The sequence below is a fragment of the Streptomyces sp. NPDC028711 genome (assembly GCF_055565415.1).
In genome coordinates this window covers 531,794-548,697 of the sequence record NZ_JBVHUJ010000003.1, presented here as the reverse complement: position 1 = coordinate 548,697, position 16,904 = coordinate 531,794, and the positions used below count along the sequence as shown (strand labels likewise).

General features: G+C 73.1%; 13 protein-coding genes. 8 read left to right on the top strand and 5 right to left on the bottom strand.

Going from position 1 to position 16,904, the window contains the following annotated elements:
• Positions 1–2 precede the first annotated feature (2 nt).
• Both treZ and ACZ4VK_RS13525 read right to left on the bottom strand, forming a co-directional pair.
• On the bottom strand, positions 3–1,754 hold the full coding sequence (gene treZ / locus ACZ4VK_RS13530; protein ID WP_468351684.1) for a malto-oligosyltrehalose trehalohydrolase: 1,752 nt from the start codon (positions 1,752–1,754) through the stop codon (positions 3–5).
• Between the two features lie 207 nt (positions 1,755–1,961).
• Positions 1,962–2,948 carry a GNAT family N-acetyltransferase gene (locus ACZ4VK_RS13525; RefSeq protein ID WP_468351682.1) on the bottom strand — a complete coding sequence of 329 codons (987 nt, stop codon included), beginning with the start codon at positions 2,946–2,948 and terminating at the stop codon, positions 1,962–1,964.
• A 194-nt stretch (positions 2,949–3,142) separates the two neighbouring features.
• Between ACZ4VK_RS13525 and ACZ4VK_RS13520 the strand changes: the two genes are divergently transcribed.
• The 3 genes from ACZ4VK_RS13520 (at position 3,143) to ACZ4VK_RS13510 (ending at position 5,605) form a co-directional block, all read left to right on the top strand.
• Positions 3,143–3,691 carry an FHA domain-containing protein gene (locus ACZ4VK_RS13520; protein WP_468351680.1) on the top strand — a complete coding sequence of 183 codons (549 nt, stop codon included), beginning with the start codon at positions 3,143–3,145 and terminating at the stop codon, positions 3,689–3,691.
• Between the two features lie 145 nt (positions 3,692–3,836).
• On the top strand, positions 3,837–5,006 hold the full coding sequence (locus tag ACZ4VK_RS13515; protein ID WP_468351678.1) for a cytochrome P450: 1,170 nt from the start codon (positions 3,837–3,839) through the stop codon (positions 5,004–5,006).
• Positions 5,007–5,113: 107 nt separating this feature from the next.
• Positions 5,114–5,605, top strand: coding sequence for a hypothetical protein (locus tag ACZ4VK_RS13510; protein ID WP_468351676.1), 492 nt, complete (start codon positions 5,114–5,116; stop codon positions 5,603–5,605).
• 59 nt (positions 5,606–5,664) lie between these two features.
• Here ACZ4VK_RS13510 and treY read toward each other — a convergent pair whose 3' ends face one another.
• Positions 5,665–8,010, bottom strand: a complete 2,346-nt coding sequence (treY, locus tag ACZ4VK_RS13505; RefSeq protein ID WP_468351674.1) for a malto-oligosyltrehalose synthase — start codon at positions 8,008–8,010, stop codon at positions 5,665–5,667.
• A 90-nt stretch (positions 8,011–8,100) separates the two neighbouring features.
• Here treY and ACZ4VK_RS13500 point away from each other — a divergent pair, with 90 nt between their 5' ends.
• On the top strand, positions 8,101–9,327 hold the full coding sequence (locus ACZ4VK_RS13500) for an MFS transporter (RefSeq protein ID WP_468352060.1): 1,227 nt from the start codon (positions 8,101–8,103) through the stop codon (positions 9,325–9,327).
• On the opposite strand, the gene glgX is transcribed toward ACZ4VK_RS13500, so the two are convergent.
• The gene (glgX, locus tag ACZ4VK_RS13495; protein ID WP_468351672.1) at positions 9,296–11,416 is read right to left on the bottom strand and encodes a glycogen debranching protein GlgX; all 2,121 of its coding nucleotides are present in this window, start codon (positions 11,414–11,416) and stop codon (positions 9,296–9,298) included. The genes ACZ4VK_RS13500 and glgX overlap by 32 nt on opposite strands.
• A gap of 189 nt (positions 11,417–11,605) precedes the next feature.
• On the opposite strand from glgX, the gene ACZ4VK_RS13490 reads away from it, so the two are divergent.
• The 4 genes from ACZ4VK_RS13490 to ACZ4VK_RS13475 all read left to right on the top strand — a co-directional run bounded on the left by ACZ4VK_RS13490 (position 11,606) and on the right by ACZ4VK_RS13475 (position 16,041).
• On the top strand, positions 11,606–12,430 hold the full coding sequence (locus tag ACZ4VK_RS13490; protein WP_468352058.1) for a Tat pathway signal sequence domain protein: 825 nt from the start codon (positions 11,606–11,608) through the stop codon (positions 12,428–12,430).
• Positions 12,431–12,486: 56 nt separating this feature from the next.
• Positions 12,487–13,812 (top strand): copper amine oxidase, encoded by a 1,326-nt coding sequence (locus ACZ4VK_RS13485; protein WP_468351670.1) that lies wholly within the window; start codon positions 12,487–12,489, stop codon positions 13,810–13,812.
• A 110-nt stretch (positions 13,813–13,922) separates the two neighbouring features.
• Positions 13,923–15,206 (top strand): SAV2148 family HEPN domain-containing protein, encoded by a 1,284-nt coding sequence (locus tag ACZ4VK_RS13480; protein ID WP_468351668.1) that lies wholly within the window; start codon positions 13,923–13,925, stop codon positions 15,204–15,206.
• 100 nt (positions 15,207–15,306) lie between these two features.
• Positions 15,307–16,041: an exonuclease domain-containing protein gene (locus ACZ4VK_RS13475; protein WP_468351666.1), complete on the top strand. Its 735-nt coding sequence runs from the start codon at positions 15,307–15,309 to the stop codon at positions 16,039–16,041.
• Between the two features lie 5 nt (positions 16,042–16,046).
• Here the strand turns inward: ACZ4VK_RS13475 and ACZ4VK_RS13470 are convergent, their stop codons facing one another.
• The gene (locus tag ACZ4VK_RS13470) at positions 16,047–16,877 is read right to left on the bottom strand and encodes an alpha/beta fold hydrolase (RefSeq protein ID WP_468351664.1); all 831 of its coding nucleotides are present in this window, start codon (positions 16,875–16,877) and stop codon (positions 16,047–16,049) included.
• Positions 16,878–16,904: the final 27 nt, after the last annotated feature.

The window sequence follows — 16,904 nt, the reverse complement described above, 5'->3', positions numbered from 1 at the left end:
CCTCAGCCGTCCGTGAGGACGACCGCCGACTCGCCGGGGAGCCGCAGCGCCCCGTCCGCCGCCGGGGTCTCGACCGGCTCCCAGGCCGCCAGGACCCGGTCACGGCCGTTGGTGCCCAGCGGGATCACCGCCGGCTCCTTGCCCAGGTTGACGGCGACCCGCAGCACCCCGCGCCGGAAGACCAGCCAGCGCGCCTCCTCGTCGAAGGCGACCTTCACACCCGCCAGGTCGGGGTCCGTCAGGTCCGGCTGCGTGCGGCGCAGCGCGATGAGCTCGCGGTGCCAGGCGAGCAGCCGCTTGTGCGGGTCCCGCTCCCGCTCCGACCGGTCGAGGACCGAGCGGTCCCGGGTGACCGGGTCCTGCGGGTCGGGGACCTCGTTCTCGTCCCAGCCGTGCTCCGCGAACTCCCGCCGCCTGCCCCGCCGTACGGCCTCCGCGAGCTCCGGGTCGGTGTGGTCGGTGAAGTACTGCCAGGGCGTGGTCGCCCCCCACTCCTCGCCCATGAAGAGCATCGGCACCGAAGGACCGGTGAGGACGAGCGTCGCCGCGCAGGCCAGCAGACCGGGGGAGAGGGAGGCCGAAAGACGGTCGCCCAGGGCCCGGTTGCCGATCTGGTCGTGGGTCTGCGCGTAGCCGAGGAAGCGGTGCGCGGGCGTCCGCTCCCGGTCCACGGGACGGCCGTGGTGGCGGCCCCGGAACGCCGAGTACGTGCCGTCGTGGAAGAAGACGTGCGTGAGGGTCTTCGCGAGCGCCGCGATCGGGGCGCGTGCGAAGTCCGCGTAGTAGCCCTGGGACTCGCCGGTCAGGGCGGTGTGCAGGGAGTGGTGGAAGTCGTCGTTCCACTGGGCGTGGATCCCGATCCCGCCGAGGGCGCGGGGGGTGGTGGTGCGCGGGTCGGCGAGATCGGACTCGGCGATCAGGAAGTGGGTACGGCCCTGCTCCCTTGCCAGCTCGTCGACGGCCGCCGACAGCTCCTCCAGGAAGGTCAGCGCCCGGGTGTCGGCCAGCGCGTGCACGGCGTCGAGCCGCAGCCCGTCGATCCGGTAGTCCCGCAGCCAGGCGAGCGCGCTGCCCTGGAAGTACGCCCGGACCTCGTCCGAACCAGGCGCGTCCAGGTTCACCGCCGCGCCCCACGGGGTGTGATGGGTGTCCGTGAAGTACGGGCCGAAGGCGGGAAGGTGGTTCCCCGAAGGACCCAGGTGGTTGTGCACCACGTCGAGGACGACGCCCATGCCGAGCCCGTGGGCCGTGTCCACGAACCGCTTCAGCGCCACGGGACCGCCGTACGGCTCGTGCACCGCCCACGGCGCCACCCCGTCGTACCCCCAGCCCCGCACCCCGGGGAACGGGCACAGCGGCATCAGCTCCACATGGGTGATGCCGAGGCCCGCCAGCTCCCCGAGCCGCGCGGCGGCCGCGTCGAGCGTGCCCTCCGGGGTGAACGTCCCGAGGTGCAGCTCGTACAGCACTCCGCCGCGCAGCCGCAGCCGCGGTGAGTCGTGCCGCCAGGTGTACGTGGAGTGGTCGACGACCGCGCTCAGCCCGTCGGGCCCGTCGGGCAGCCGGCGGGAGCGCGGGTCGGGCAGGACGGGCCCGCCGTCCAGGGCGAAGCCGTACCGGTCGCCGTCCTCGGCGGCCACGACCCCCGTCCACCAGCCGTCCCGCTCGGCGTCCCGGTCCAGGGGACGGCCGGAGCCGTTCAGCTCCAGCGTCACCCGGTCACGGGCGTTCGGCGCCCACACCTCGAAGAGCACGGAAATCCCCTCGTCGACGGACCAACCACGCGGCGGCCCTGCGCACCGGCGCACGACCACCGTGTCCATCCTGGCAGCCGGGACCCCGCCACGCCCGGCGCTTGGGCGCAGGACCCGTGGTGTGCCCGGAGCTCCGACACAGGACCGCCGGCGTGCCGGCCCGGCGCTCCGACGCGGCCCCTCGGCGTGCCCGCCCGGCGCTGGGCGTCAGCCCTGCGGGGTGTCCGGCGCGTCCCACACGTAGTTGATCGCGCGCTCGAAGGTGACGTAGCCCGCGCGGGCGAAGGACGCCGCCATCGGTACGTTCCCCAGGTCCGTCGCCGCCCGGATCCGGGGCACGTCGGCGGCGGCCAGGATCCGGGTCCCCTCCGCCAGGATGTCGTCGATGTACCCGTGGCCGCGGTGGGCGGGCAGCACACCGATGTACGCGATGGTGTGGTGGTAGTTGTTGCGCGCGGGGACGACGAAGCCGACCGGCTCGCCGCTCTCCGGCAGCTGCGCCACCTGCCACCACTCACGCGGCGAGGAGTAGTGCGCGAACTCCTCGTCGTAGTGCAGCTCCGCCGCCTCCCGCGCCGAGAGGCCGGAGGCCAGGTCGGCCCGACCGTGCGCGTCGAGGGTGCCCTCCATCACCGGAGTCATGAGGGCGACCAGGTCCTCGCGGTCCCGGACCGGACGGAACTCCAGACGGCCCTTCGGCTCCGGTACGGGGGTGCCGGGCCGCCACTCGAGTCGGAGCCGCTCGACCAGCGGACGGGCGCCCGTCCGTTCCAGGACGTCGAAAAGGGACTCCAGGACGGAGCGGGTCTCCGGGATCTCGCGCCAGTCCGCGGGCATGAAACGCCCGAACTCGGGACGCCGCTCACCGGCCGGGACGACCGAGGCCGTCGCGGTCTCCAGGAGCCGCAGACCGATGTCCGCGCGCTCGTCCCCGGACAGTTCGGGGGCGATGTCGAAGAAGTCGAGCGCCAGCGGTTCGCCGCCCGCCTTGTTGGTCCACCAGGCGACGCGGGCGAGGAGACGGTCGCCGTCGAGCGCCACCCACATCCACTCGGGGACGCGGAGGCCGGTGGCGAGGTCGTCGGCGAGCTCGTGGTCGAGCGAGTAGGTGAGGCGGAGGAACAGGTCGAGTTCCTCGGGTCCGGCGAGCGGACGTATGACGAGGTCGTGCGTGGGCGAGTCAGCCGTTGTCACGTGGTACTTCCCCCTGGGGATCTCTGGTCCGGAAACCGCAGACCGTAGCAGCGATCTTGTGGATCGGGTACGGAGTTCCCGGGCGGCCGGGTTGCCCTCGCGTACGGAGTTCCCGGGCCGGGCCCGACGGCCGTGAAGGGCCCTGGCGGGGCCCTTCTGGACACTTCGGGCCCGGCGGACCGACAATCACGGGTGTGACGACCCCTTTCGAGCTTCCGGCGAACTCACCTCGGCTGACCGACGCCGAGCGGGACCGTGCGCTGGGGCTGCTCCGTGAGGGCGCCGCTCAGGGCCGCCTCTCGCACGACACGTTCCTCTTCCGCATGGAGCGCGCGCTCCAGGCCCGGCGGCCGGACGAACTCGACCTGCTCACCGCCGACCTGAGGAGCGAGGGCACCTGGACCCGGCGGGTGGTGGGCGTGGTCGAGCGGATGTCCGCGTTCACGGCGAGGCTCGGGCGCGCCTGGCACGCGGAGCGGCTGCCGAAGCTGCTGCTGCCCCTGCCCGGCCCGCACCCCCTGCGGATAGGGCGCGACCCGGTCAACGGGCTCCGGCTCAGCCATGAGACCGCCTCCCGGATGCACGCCGAACTCTCGCTGCAGAGCGGGATGTGGGTGCTGCGCGACCTCGGCTCGACGAACGGCACGACCGTCAACGGGCGGCGGGTCACGGGCGCGGTCGTGGTGCGCGCGGGGGACGTCGTCGGCTTTGGGCAGATGTCGTTCCGGCTGTCCCACGGCTGAGCGCCCGGCACCCTGACGGGCCCTGAGCGCGTTCACCCGTTCGGCGGTACGCGGCGGGCGCCGCGGCGCGTGCGGTGATGGGCTGGGGGGACGCGCGCCACGATCTGCCGGCCGCGGCACCCACCGCCGATCGACAGGGGGCGCCATGAGCGACGAGCCGAAGCAGGGCATAGGGAGCGGCCGGCCGGAGTCCCCCGGGGCCGGGGACCCCTGGACACGACTGCCGTCCATGGCTCCCGCGGCGCCTTCGGGGCCGACGGCCGGAACATCGGGGGCGTTCCGGACCCGCTCGGGCCCGTCCGCCGCGGCCCCCGGACGCGTCGGACCCGTCTCCGTGCCGGGGCGCGTGCGGAAGGGCTCCGCCGCTCCCTCGGCCCCCCGGGCGGTCGGATCGCCCGGACCGAGGACCGTCGCCCCGAGCCCCCTCGACCCCGGCGCCTCGCGTGACCCGCACCGGATCCACCGGACCCTCCGCGAGGAGTTCCCGCTCACCTACGACCCGCTGCTGCGGGCCTGGGTGCTCTCCCGGTACGCGGACGTGGCCACCGCCCTCACCGACAGCCGCTTCACGCACGGACACCGGCCCGGCGACCCGCCGTGCGCACGGGCCCACGTCGACGTCGACGTCGAGGCCATGCGGTCGGTCACCGAACGCACCGCCTACGTCCTGGCCCGCCGGCTTGCCGAGCGGACACAGGTCGACCTGGTCGCGGACTTCTGCCACTGGCTGCCCGCAGGAACCGTCGCCGCCGCCGTCGGCGTGCCCTATCGCGACATGATGCGGCTCGTGCGCGGCCGTGCGGCCGGGGCGCTCGCCGGGGAGTGCGGCGGGCAGATCGCCGTACGGGAGAAGGCCCTCGCGTCCTTCCTCGGGAACATCCTCGTCGACCCCGACCAGGTCGCCGCCCTCCGTGACGCTCCCGCGGGCCTGGTGGGCCGCGCCTGGACCGAGTCGCTTCGGCGGGACCCGCCGGTGCAGATCGCCGTGCGCCGCACCAGCGCCGAGGTCCCGGTCAGCGGCGGTGTCGTCCCGTCCGGTGCGTCCGTCGCCCTGCTCGTCGGCTCGGCGGGCCGCGACCCGGAGCGCTTCCGGGAGCCCGACCGTTTCGACCCGTTCCGCGACGACCCGGGCCAGCTCACGTACGGTTCCGGCTTCTGCCCGGCCGTCGTCCTCGCCGGTCTCGAAGCCGAGTACGCTCTGCGGGCGTTGTTCACGGCCATGCCCCGACTGCGGCTCGCCGACGGCTTCCGGCCCACACCGGCGGGTCTGATCACCCGGGCGCCGCGCAGTCTGATCGTCCGCCCGGGCGGCTGATCCGGGGGCCGGGGCCACGAGTGGCGAGCGGCCCCCCGACCGCTGCTAGGGTGACGTGCGCTCGTCAAGGAGCCCTTTTTAGTACCACATTCAACGGGGATTCAAACATGAAGATGCGTCATGTCCGTGCCATCGCTGTCTTCGGCATCGCGGTCGTCGCCCTGACGGGTGCCCGCGGCTCGAACGGCGGCGGCTGCGACAACAACAGCAGCAGCGGCAGCTCCAGTTCCAGCAACAACAACAGCGACAACGACAGCACCTCCGGTGGTACGTCCGGCGGCTCCGTGCCCGGCGGCTCCAGCAGCGCCGACAAGGCGGCCCGCGACGTGACCATCGACGAGTGCAAGTACGACCCGGCGACCAAGAACCTCGTCGGCCGGATCACCATCAAGAACGACGACGCGACGGACTACGACTACATCGTCTCGATGAAGTTCACCGGCGCCGGCAGCGACGTCCTCCCGATGAGCGCGGTCGAGACCGGCATCGCGGTCGCGTCGGGCGCGTCCGTGAAGGCCGAACTGACCACCCCGTACGCCGGAACCGGCGACGGTTCCGAGTACACCAAGTGCGAGGTCACGCGAGCCTCCCGCTTCTGATCGCCCGAGCGCTCCCGGGTTTCCCCCGGGAGCGCTCAGCCGTTCAGTCGCTCAGCCGTTCAGTCGCGCAGCCGGGCGAGCAGCGCCACCGGGCGCTCCTCGAAGAGCTCCGCGAGCTTCAGCTCCGTCGCCGGGCCCCCGGTGAACTCCCGTACGCCGTCCAGGACATCGGCCCAGCGGCCCTCCGGCAGCACCAGCTCCGTGTCCTGCCAGCCGCCCGCCTCGCCGAGGCGCAGCGAGAGCCGGGTCACCGCCGTGACCACCTCGCCCGCGCGGGCGAAGGCCAGACAGTGGGCGGCGGCCGGGCCCTCGGCCGTCAGCGGCGTGTACGTGCCCGGGGCGCCGAAGGCCGCCGGGCGCTCGCGGCGCAGCCGCAGGGCCGCCCGGACCAGGGCCGTACGGTCGTCGTCAGGACCGACCGCGAACGGCGCACGGTTGTCGGGATCGACCAGGGCCCGGTACTCCCGCTCCGTGTTCTGGTACAGCTCCGGCACCCCCGGCATCGTCAGCTGCGCCAGGAGCACGCCGAGCGCGTGCGCCCTGATGTGCGGCTCCAGGGCGAAGGCGGCCTCCGATGCCGACCGGAGCGGGATGCGGCCGGGCCCGGCCGCCGCGAACTCCGCCACCGCCCGCTCGTACTCGGTGTCGGGTTCGGTCCAGCTGGTCCGAAGGCCCGCCTCCCGTACGGACTTGAGGATCGCGGGCGTGAGCCGCTCCGCGTCCGGGGTGCCGAAGCCGAAGGCCGTCTGCCAGGCCGTCCACGCCACGTGCGCGTCGGGCGCGGGCACCCCCGCCACCTCCGCGAGCAGCTCCGCCCACACCTGGGGGCACTGCGCGAGGACCGCGATCGCCGCCCGGACGTCGGCGCTGCGCTTGGTGTCGTGCGTGGAGAGGACGGTGCCGGTGCCCGGCCAGTCCTCGGCGATCCGGAGGCAGTACGCGTGGAACTCCTCCACCGACACGGCGGGGCGGCCGGCGTCGCCGCCCACCTCGTTCGCCGAGAGCAGCGGGGTGTACCGGTAGAAGGCCGTGTCCTCCACCGACTTGGCCCGCAGGGCCGAGGAGGTCTGCGCGAACCTGGCCCGGAAGGCCCGGTGCTCGGGCCCGTCCCCGAGCGTGCCGAGCGCGAGACTGCGGACGACGTCGACCGCCGCCGCCTCCTCCGGCACCGCGAACGCGGCCTTCGCGCCGCGCGCCGCCTCCGGGGTCAGCACCTCCTCGCCGCCCGTCCGGTACGGGCGGTAGACCGGGACCCGGACGAGGAGTTCACGGATCGCGGTGCGCAGCGCCCAGGGGGCGTGGTCGCGCAGGGCGGGGTCGGCGGCGCAGATCCGCTCCGCGATCCGGGTGAGCAGGGCCGTCTCTGCGGCCAGGTCGTGCCCCACCACCTCGTACGCGGCCCGCCGTTCGGTCGCCTCCCAGTGGCCGCCCCTGTCCGCGGCCTTGCCGACGAACTCCCGGTAGATGTCCGTCAGTTCGTCGGCTCCGAGCGGGTCGGTGAACACGCCGTCGAGGTGGCGCAGGGCGTCGTAGCCGGTGGTGCCGGCGACCGGCCAGGCGGTGGGCAGCGTCTCCTGCCCGGTGAGGATCTTCTCGACCACCGTCCAGCAGCGGCCGCCGGTCGCCGCCGCCAGGTCCTCCAGATAGCCCTGCGGATCGGCGAGCCCGTCCGGGTGGTCGATGCGCAGCCCCTCGATCACCCCGTCCCGGACCAGCTCGGCGATCTTCGCGTGGGTGGCCGTGAACACCTCGGGGTCCTCCACCCGCACCCCGATGAGCTCCGAGATGGTGAAGAAGCGGCGGTAGGTGAGCTCGGTGCGGGCCAGCCGCCACCAGCCGAGCCGGTACCACTGGGCGTCGAGCAGCTCGTCGAGCGGCAGGCCCTCCGTGCCGGGGCGCAGCGGGAACTCCTGGCCGTCAAGACACAGCGCCCCGCCGGAGACCCGCAGCCGGTCCTTCACCTCGGGGAGCCGGGCGGGCAGCACCGGAAGCAGCAGCCGTCCGTCCCCCGCGCGCCAGTCGATGTCGAACCAGCGGGCGTACGGCGAGCCGGGACCGTCCCGGAGCACGGCGCGCAGCGCGTGGTTGTACCGGGGCGAGGCCGCCATGTGGTTGGGCACGAGGTCGACGACGAGCCCGAGCCCGTGCGCCCGCGCGGTCGCGGCGAGGGCCCGCAGTCCCTCCTCGCCGCCGAGCTCGGCCCGTACGGACCGGTGGTCGGTGACGTCGTACCCGTGGTTCGAGCCGGGCACCGCCTCAAGGACGGGGGAGAGGTGGAGGTGGGAGACCCCGAGACCCGCGAGGTGGGGCACGGCCCGCTCGGCGGCGGCGAACGGGAACTCCGGCTGCAGCTGGAGCCGGTAGGTCGCGGTGGGGAGGGCGGAAAGGGCCGGGAGGGAGGTCATGCGAACGTACGTACCCCGCGCGGGGGCTTCTGTGTCATCGCCCCATGCATCCGTTCGTGTGCATCGCGTTACGTTCGGTTGATGCTCCGGATGTATCGCGACACCCTGTCGCTGCTCGGTACCGCCCTGCCGGTCGTCTCCTTCCTCGGCCGGCTGCCCACCGCCATGTGCCAGCTCGGCAGCCTGCTCCTGGTCGCCGAGACGAGCGGCTCCCTCGCCACGGCAGGCCTCACCGGCGGAGCCCTCGCCGCGGGGCAGACCGTCGCCGGGCCCGTCATCGGCCGGCTCGCCGACCGCCACGGCCAGCGCGGGGTCGTCCTCGTGGCCTCCCTCGCGAACGCCGTCGCCGTCACCGCCCTGGTCCTCGCCGCCCTCGGCGGCGCCCCCACCGGCCCGCTGATGGTCCTCGGCGCGCTCGCCGGAGCCACCGTCCCCCAGGTAGGGCCGCTCGCCAGGACCCGCTCGGTCGCCCTCGCCCGCCGCTCCGGCGCGGACGACAGGACCGTCGGCGCCGTCCTCTCCTTCGAGGGCACCCTCGACGAGGTGTCCTTCGTCCTCGGTCCGGCCTTCGTCGGCCTCGCCGCGGCCCTCGCCCACCCGGCCGCCGCCCTCCTCCTCGCGGCGCTGCTGCTCGCCGTCTGTGGGACGGCCTTCGCTCTGCATCCGACGGCGCGGGCCCTCGCGCCCGCGCCCGGCACCTCCACCCGATCGGGTGCCGCCGAACGGACGCGGCTGCCGGGATCGGCGTACGCCCTGCGCGCCACGATGGTCCTCCAGGGCGCCATGTTCGGCGCCTCGCAGGCGGGGATCACCGCGCTCACCGAGAAGCTCGGCGCGCCCGCCCAGGCCGGTCTCGTCTACGCGGCGATGGGGGTGATGAGCGCCGCCGTCGGCCTCTCGATGGCGGGGGTGCCCGCGCGGATCGGGCTCACGGCCCGCTGGCGCGCCGCGACCGCCGGGCTCGTCGTCCTCTCCGTACCGCTGCTCTTCGTCGGTTCCCTCGGCGCGCTGTACGCGGTCGTCGTCGTCCTCGGCGCGGCCTACGCCCCTCATCTGATCACCGTATTCGGGCTCACCGAGCGGACCGTCCCCGCCGCACGGCTCGCCGAGTCCATGGCCTTCCTGACCAGCGGGATCGTCGGCGGTCAGGCCCTCGCCCTCGCCGTCTCCGGCAGGCTCGCCGAGAGCCACGGCGCCCCCGCCGCCTTCGCGGTGGCGGTGGGGGCGGCCGTGGCCTGCGCGCTGCTGTCCTGGACGGCCAGGGTGACGACTCCCGTACGGGAGCTCAGGCCGGCCGTCGCAGAACGGTCAGGCTGAGCGGCGCCAGCGTCACCCGTTCGCCGCCCGCCAGCTCCGGGCCCTCGTGCGGTGGCATGCCCTCCGGGTCGGAGGTGTCCACCACCGTGCGCCAGCAGGCCCCGTGGCTGTCCGGGACCGCGAACTCCAGCTCCTTCGACGAGGCGTTGAACATCATCAGGAAGGAGTCGTCGACGATCCGTTCGCCCTGGGTGCCCGGCTCCGAGATGGCGTTGCCGTTGAGGAAGACGGTCAGCGCCTGGGCGTGCGCCGCCTGCCAGTCGCGGGACGTCATCTCCTCGCCCTCGGGCGTGAACCAGGCGATGTCCGTCAGCTCGTCGTGGGTGCCCTCCACCGGCCGCCCGTGGAAGAACCGGCGGCGCCGGAAGACCGGATGGTCCCGGCGCAGCCGCACCATGGCCCGGGTGAACCGGAGGAGCGTGGTCTCCGCCTCGCTGTCCGCCTTCGGCCAGCGCACCCAGGACACCTCGTTGTCCTGGCAGTAGGCGTTGTTGTTGCCGCCCTGCGTCCGCCCGAACTCGTCGCCGTGGCTGAGCATCGGCACGCCCTGCGACAGCATCAGCGTGGCGATGAAGTTGCGCGTCTGGCGGGCGCGCAGCTCCGCGATCCCCACGTCCTCGGTGTCGCCCTCGGCGCCGCAGTTCCAGGAGCGGTTGTGGCTCTCGCCGTCCCTGTTGCCCTCGCCGTTCGCCTCGTTGTGCTTCTCGTTGTACGAGACGAGGTCCCGCAGGGTGAAGCCGTCGTGGCAGGTGACGAAGTTGACCGAGGCGAGCGGCCGGCGGCCGTCGTCCTGGTAGAGGTCGGAGGATCCGGTCAGCCGGGACGCGAACTCGGCGAGGGTCCGCGGCTCGCCCCGCCACAGGTCCCGTACGCAGTCCCGGTACATGCCGTTCCACTCGGTCCACAGCGGCGGGAAGTTGCCCACCTGGTAGCCGCCCTCGCCCACGTCCCAGGGCTCGGCGATCAGCTTCACCTGGCTCACCACCGGGTCCTGCTGCACCAGGTCGAAGAACGAGGACAGCCGGTCCACCTCGTGGAACTGACGGGCCAGGGTGGCCGCCAGATCGAAGCGGAAGCCGTCCACGTGCATCTCGGTCACCCAGTACCGCAGACTGTCCATGATCATCTGGAGCACGTGCGGGGACCGCATGAGCAGCGAGTTCCCGGTGCCGGTGGTGTCGTAGTAGTAGCGGGGGTCGTCGCCGAGCCGGTAGTACGAGGGGTTGTCCAGGCCCCGGAAGGAGAGCGTGGGCCCCAGGTGGTTGCCCTCGGCGGTGTGGTTGTAGACGACGTCGAGGATGACCTCGATGCCCGCCTGGTGCAGGGCCCGGACCGCCGACTTGAACTCCAGGACCTGCTGGCCCCGGTCGCCCCAGGACGCGTAGGCGTTGTGCGGGGCGAAGAAGCCGATCGTGTTGTAGCCCCAGTAGTTGGAGAGCCCCGCGTCCACCAGACGGTGGTCGTTCACGAACTGGTGTACGGGCATCAGTTCGAGCGCCGTCACCCCCAGCTCCTTCAGGTGCCCGATCACCGACGGGTGCGCGAGACCCGCGTACGTCCCGCGCAGCTCCTCCGGAAGGTCCGGGTGGAGCATCGTCAGGCCCTTCACATGGGCCTCGTAGATCACCGTGTGGTGGTACTCGGTGCGCGGCCGCCGGTCGTCGCCCCAGTCGAAGTAGGGGTTGACCACGACAGACGTCATGGTGTGCGGGCCCGAGTCGAGGTCGTTGCGCGCGTCGGGCCGCCCGAAGGGATAGCCGTACACCGCCTCGCCCCACTCGATCTGCCCCGACACCGCGCGCGCGTAGGGGTCGAGGAGCAGCTTCGCCGCGTTGCAGCGGAGCCCGCGCTCCGGGGCGTACGGGCCGTGCACCCGGAACCCGTACCGCTGGCCGGGCATCACGCCCGGCAGATAGGCGTGACGCACGAAGGCGTCGGTCTCGCGCAGTTCCACCGCCGTCTCCGAGCCGTCGTCGTGCAGCAGACACAGCTCGATCCTGTGGGCGGTCTCCGAGAAGACCGCGAAGTTGGTTCCCGCTCCGTCATAGGTGGCGCCCAAGGGGTACGCCTGTCCCGGCCAGACCTGCATGGATACGACTATTCCTCTTCTGTCCGGGTTTTGGAGGTGTTCTTCGGCCAGATCCTGCCCGAAAGAGGGGCAACCTCCTAGGACTTCGCCCCGTCCTACCGGGTGACCGCAGACCAAGAGGGGGAAAGAGGGGGAAGTGTGTACGAAATAGCGCGCCGCCATCTGGGGAAGGTGGTGGCCGGAGCGGCCATGGCGGTGACGGGGACCGCCGTCGCGGTCGCGATCAGCCTGCCCGGCCAGGCGGGAGCAGGCCCGGCGGCGGAAGGTGCGCCAAGGCCGGTGGGGGGTTCCACGGCCGGCGGCGTCACCGGTGGGGGCGGAGGAAGCGGGGCGGGGGACGGCGTGTCGCCCGCCGGCACCTCCGGCGGCGACGGAGCGCGGAGCACGGGCACCCCGCCCGCGCCGGCGACCGTGGCGCCCGCCCCGGCCGAGGGGAAGAAGGGCGTGGGCGGCGACCCGCTCACCGACGACGAGCTCGCACGGGCCGAGGACCTGGCGCTGACCCCGCCCGGCGCCGCCGCCCGGCAGGACGTCGAGGGCGGCCGGGGGCCGCAGCACCTGGGCACCGACCTCGCGGACCCGGTGCCGGGGGACACGACACGCCGCGCCGAGGTCCGCCTCTACGACTACGCGCGGGACGAGCTCCTCACCCGGATCGTCAACCTCGACACGGGGAAGGTGGAGACGTCGGGCTCACAGCGCGGCGTCCAGCCCTCCGCCCACCCCGAGGAGCTGCGCGAGGCCCTGGAGCTGATCCTCGCGAGCCCGCTCGGCAAGGGCGTCAAGGAGGACTACAAGGACGCCACCGGCAAGGAGCTCACCTCCACCACGCAGCTCTGGTTCAACGGCGACGTCTACCGCACCTACCGCGAGAAGGACGTCCCCGCGCAGCTCGCCCGCTGCGGCGAGCACCGCTGCGTCCGGCTCGTCACCAAGGTCCTCAACGGGGCCTGGATCGACACCCGCAACCTGATCGTCGACCTCTCCGCGAGGACCGTCACCCGCGTCGGCTGACCACCGCCGCCACCGGTCCTCTCCTGCCTCATCTCCGTACGAGGGAGTACGTTCCCATGTCAACGCAGCGAAACCGGCGCGCCCGCGGGCGGGGCGCCGTCCTGACCGCGGCCGCCCTGCTCGGCACCGCCACGGCCGCCGCCGGACCCGTCTCCGGCGCCACCGCGGCCCCCGCCACGCCGCGCCCCGCGGCCCCGGCGCCCCCGGCGCCGGCCGACTGCTCCGCCGCGTACCGCATCACACAGAAGCTCGAAGGCGGCGCCACCTGGCGCATGTGCTGGCGCTACGACACCGACGCCGGGCTCACGCTCGACAAGGTCACCTACCAGCCGCCCGGCGCCGCCGCGCCCGTCAAGGTCCTCAACAGCGCCCGGCTCGCCCAGATCCACGTGCCCTACGACGACGGCAACGCCGAGTACGACGACCTCACCGGCGCGGGCTTCGGCTGGGGCCTGCAGAACCTCAACCCGGCCGAGTGCCCCGGCGGCACCCTCACCACCGTGAAGGTGCCCGAGGTCGGCCAGGTCAAGGGCCTGTGCACCACCACGCGCGCGCGGGGCCACGCGTACCGCATGGCCAGCGACACCGGCACCAAGGTCTATCAGACCCAGTCCAAGGACCTGCTGGTCTACACCGTCAACAAGGTCGGCTGGTACGAGTACATCTCCGAGTGGCGCTTCTCCGCCGACGGGACCATCGGCGCCAACGTCGGAGCCACCGGCAGCCTCTCGCCCGTCGACTACAACGCCACCGACGGCCGCGGCTGGCCCATCGGCAAGGGCGCCCGCGCCTACGCCACCAGCCACGCCCACAACGTCTTCTGGAAGCTGGACTTCGGTCTCGACGGCTCCACCAAGGACCGGATCGAGCAGTTCGACTCCACCGTCACCCCGCCCACCGGCGACGGCAGCCCCACCGTGAAGACCAAGCGCACCGTCGTCACCAAGGAGCTCGCCGGGGACGCGAAGAACATGCGCTGGTGGCGCGTGGTCAGCGGCACCGGCAAGAACGCCGACGGCCACGCCCGCTCGTACGAGATCGTGCCCGGCCACACCGACACCCACGCCGGGCGCGGCTTCACCAAGCACGACGTCTACTTCACCCAGGCGCGCGCCTGCGAGCAGTTCGCGAGCAACAACATCGGGAACTGCGCGCCCAACGCGGGCAACAGCGTCGACAAGTGGGTCAACGGCGAGACGCTGACCAAGCCGTCGGTCTGGGTCAACATCGGGTTCCACCACATAGCCCGGGACGAGGACCAGCAGCCCATGCCGGTCCACTGGCAGGGCTTCCAGCTCGCGCCCAGGGACGTAACCGCTATGAATCCGCTCACTCCGGCCGATCTCGCCTCCCAGAACGGGCAGCCGGATCTGGGGAGTTGAGCAAGCAGCCTGACGATCCTGCTGCACCGCCTCCCGCTCCCGGAGTACCCTTCCTTGATCGTTGTCGGACCGGTCGACACGGGCGTCCAGGAGCAGAAGGCGGTGCGCGGGTGAGCTCGGGAGGTCTGGAGCTGCCCCCAGGTGATGCGGGTCGCGAGGGGGGTCCCGCCGACCCCGCGGAGGCGCCGCCGGGCGCGGTCGCGCCTCCGGGCGCCGTGCCGCCCGGCACCGTCACCGTCACCCGGCCCGTGGAGATCGGGGCGGAGCTCGACTGGGGCGCCGAGGCCTGGAGCGAGGTCCGCACCCGCGCCCAGCGCGCCGGACGGGCCTACATCTGGCTGAATCTCGTCGAACAGCGGCTCCGCGCCGTGGTCGCCGCCGTCCTCCGGCCCGTGTACGAACCCGTGCACGGCGAGGAGTGGGTGGTGGCCGCGGCCGGCCCCGCGGGACAGGAGTGGGTGCAGCGGGCGGTCGCCGTGCGCGAGGTGTCACGGCGCAAGGGCTACCTGCTCGACCCGGCCGACGACAACGTGCTGAGCTTCCTCACCCTTCCGCAGCTGCGGGAGCTGATGGTGCAGCACTGGCCCTGCTTCGAGCCCTACTTCGACGACCGGCGCGAGGTCGAGCTCGCCCTCGACGAGCTGGAGGTCACGCGGAACGTGGTCTCCCGCAACCGGGCCCTCTCGCTGACCGTGCTCGCCCAGTCCGAGCGGGCCTCCGCCCGCATCCTGGAGATCCTCGGCAGCGGCGCCGGGGTGCCGTCCGCCGACCGGCTGCCCGTGGACGCGGTCGAGGACCTCGTCGGGGACCGGTACGCGGACGTGGTCTCCGTCCACCCCGACCGGGTGCGGCTCCAGCGGCAGCTTCCCGCCGAGGACCTCTTCGGCGGGGCCCGCCGCCTCGACGCCACCGGCATAGGTCTCAATCTGCTCGTGCAGAACTTCTCCGGCCGCCGCATGGTGCGGCTCGCCGAGTCCGGCTGCCGGACCCGGCTCCTGTTCCTCAACCCCGCGAGCAGCGCGGTCAAGCGCCGCGAGCGCGAACTCGGCCTCAAGAAGGGCGAGCTGAGCCGCTCCGTCGAGATGAACATCCTGCACATGCGCCGGGTCCGCTCCAAGCTCCGCGACCCCGGCGCCTTCCAGATCCACGTCTTCGACGAGACCCCCCGCTTCACCGCCTACCTGGTCGACGGCGACGGACCCGACGGGGTCGGTGTCGTGCAGTCCTACCTCCGCCGGGCCCGGGGCATGGAGGCGCCGGTCCTCGTGCTGCGCGGCGGCGGGCGGAACGTGGTGCGCCACGGGCAGGGCATGCGGGACGGCGATCACGGACTTTTCGAGACATACCGGGAGGAGTTCGAGTCGGTCTGGCTCGACTCACGGCCGGTCTCCTGACCCCGGGGGCCTGTCCGGCGCCGGGGGGACCCGGCGGCGTTGTCAGTGGTGCGTGCGAGGGTGGTCAGCACCACGGGGGAGATCACGTAAGGAGGACCCGATGGCTTGGCATGGGGAACCACTGGTCGGCTTCGACCTGGAGACGACCGGCACCGATCCGCTGGAGGCCCGGATCGTGACGGCCTCGATCGTCGGATTCCACGGCGGACGGGTGGTCCGGCAGTGCGACTGGCTCGCCGACCCGGGCATCCGCATCCCCGAACAGGCCTCCGCCATCCACGGCATCAGCAGCGAGCGGGCGGCCGCCGAGGGCCGGCCGGTGCGGGAGGTCGCCGACGAGATCGCGGAGACCCTGACCGGCTACTGGCAGCAGGGCGTTCCGGTCGTCGCGTACAACGCCGCCTTCGACCTGACGCTCCTCTCCGCCGAGCTGCGCCGCCACGGACTGCCCTCGCTGAGCGAGCGCCTCGGCGGCGCCGGCATCGGGCCCGTCGTCGACCCGTACACCATCGACCGGGCCGTCGACCGCTACCGGCGCGGCAAGCGGAACCTCGAAGCGGTCTGCGGGGAGTACGGCGTGGTGCTCGAAACCGCCCACCAGGCCGCCGCCGACGCGCTCGCCGCCGTCCGGGTCGCCGTCGCGATAGCCGAGCGGCACCCCGAGGTCGCCGCGATGCACCCCGCCGAACTCCATGAGCGCCAGATCGTCTGGTACCGCGCCTGGGCCGAGAACTTCCAGGCCTTCCTGCGCCGCAAGGGCGACACGGTAGCGGTCGTCGACTCCGTCTGGCCGCTGCGCGGCCCGGTGGCCGCGCCCGTCGGCCAGGAGGCCTAGGAGTCCTAGGAGTTCTCCTTGAGGAAGGAGAGCAGAAGCTCGTTCACCTTCTCGGGCTGGTCCAGCTGGAGCCAGTGGCCCGCCTCCTCGACCCGCTCGTAGCGCCAGGTACCGGCGACGTGCTCGCCCGTTCCGGACATCGAGCGTTCGGTGAGGAATCGGTCGCCGGTCGACCACAGGCCCATCACCGGGACCGGCTCCGGCAGCGGCACGGGCGGCGGACTCGCGCCGAACTGGGCCTCAGGCGGCAGACCCGCGCGGTAGATGTTCAGCGCCGCCGTCAGCGCGCCCGGCGCGCGCAGCGGCTCGATCACGGCCCCCGCGTCCGGGTGCTCGGCCAGCATCTCCCGCAGGTTGGCGAAGTCGTCCCGCGCCAGCCAGTCCTCGGCCACCCCGGCCAGCTGGAACAGCAGCATGTACCACGAGCGCTGCCTCTGCTCCCAGCCCGCGCCGAAGACCGACGCCCCGTGCCCCACGGACAGCAGGCCCAGGCTGCGCACCCGCTCCGGCGCCATCTGGGCGAGTCCCTGGGCGATGCCCGAGCCCCAGTCATGACCGACCACATGGAAGCGGTCGACCTCCAGCCGGGCGAGCAGTTCGAGCACGTCGCCGACGTGCTTCGCCGGGTGGTACGCCGCCGGGCCGCCCTCGGGTCGGTCCGAGGCGCCGAAGCCCCGCAGCGTGGGCGCGACGCACCGGAAGCCCGCCGCCGTGAGGGCCGGCACCTGGTGACGCCAGAGCAGGTGACTGTCGGGGAAGCCGTGAAGCAGCAGCACGACCGGCCCCTCACCGCTCACCTCGACGCCGAGCGTCACCTCGGACAGCTCCACACGCATCACAACACCCCGTTCGGTCAAGCCGGT

Bases quoted from the DNA above. Each gene is read 5' to 3' on its own strand.
- ACZ4VK_RS13510 (WP_468351676.1), top strand. From the start codon at position 5,114: ATGAAGATGCGTCATGTCCGTGCCATCGCTGTCTTCGGCATCGCGGTC.
- treY (WP_468351674.1), bottom strand. From the start codon at position 8,010: ATGACCTCCCTCCCGGCCCTTTCCGCCCTCCCCACCGCGACCTACCGG.
- ACZ4VK_RS13485 (WP_468351670.1), top strand. From the start codon at position 12,487: ATGTCAACGCAGCGAAACCGGCGCGCCCGCGGGCGGGGCGCCGTCCTG.
- ACZ4VK_RS13490 (WP_468352058.1), top strand. From the start codon at position 11,606: ATGGCGGTGACGGGGACCGCCGTCGCGGTCGCGATCAGCCTGCCCGGC.
- ACZ4VK_RS13515 (WP_468351678.1), top strand. From the start codon at position 3,837: ATGAGCGACGAGCCGAAGCAGGGCATAGGGAGCGGCCGGCCGGAGTCC.
- ACZ4VK_RS13500 (WP_468352060.1), top strand. From the start codon at position 8,101: ATGTATCGCGACACCCTGTCGCTGCTCGGTACCGCCCTGCCGGTCGTC.
- ACZ4VK_RS13470 (WP_468351664.1), bottom strand. From the start codon at position 16,877: ATGCGTGTGGAGCTGTCCGAGGTGACGCTCGGCGTCGAGGTGAGCGGT.
- ACZ4VK_RS13475 (WP_468351666.1), top strand. From the start codon at position 15,307: ATGGCTTGGCATGGGGAACCACTGGTCGGCTTCGACCTGGAGACGACC.
- glgX (WP_468351672.1), bottom strand. From the start codon at position 11,416: ATGCAGGTCTGGCCGGGACAGGCGTACCCCTTGGGCGCCACCTATGAC.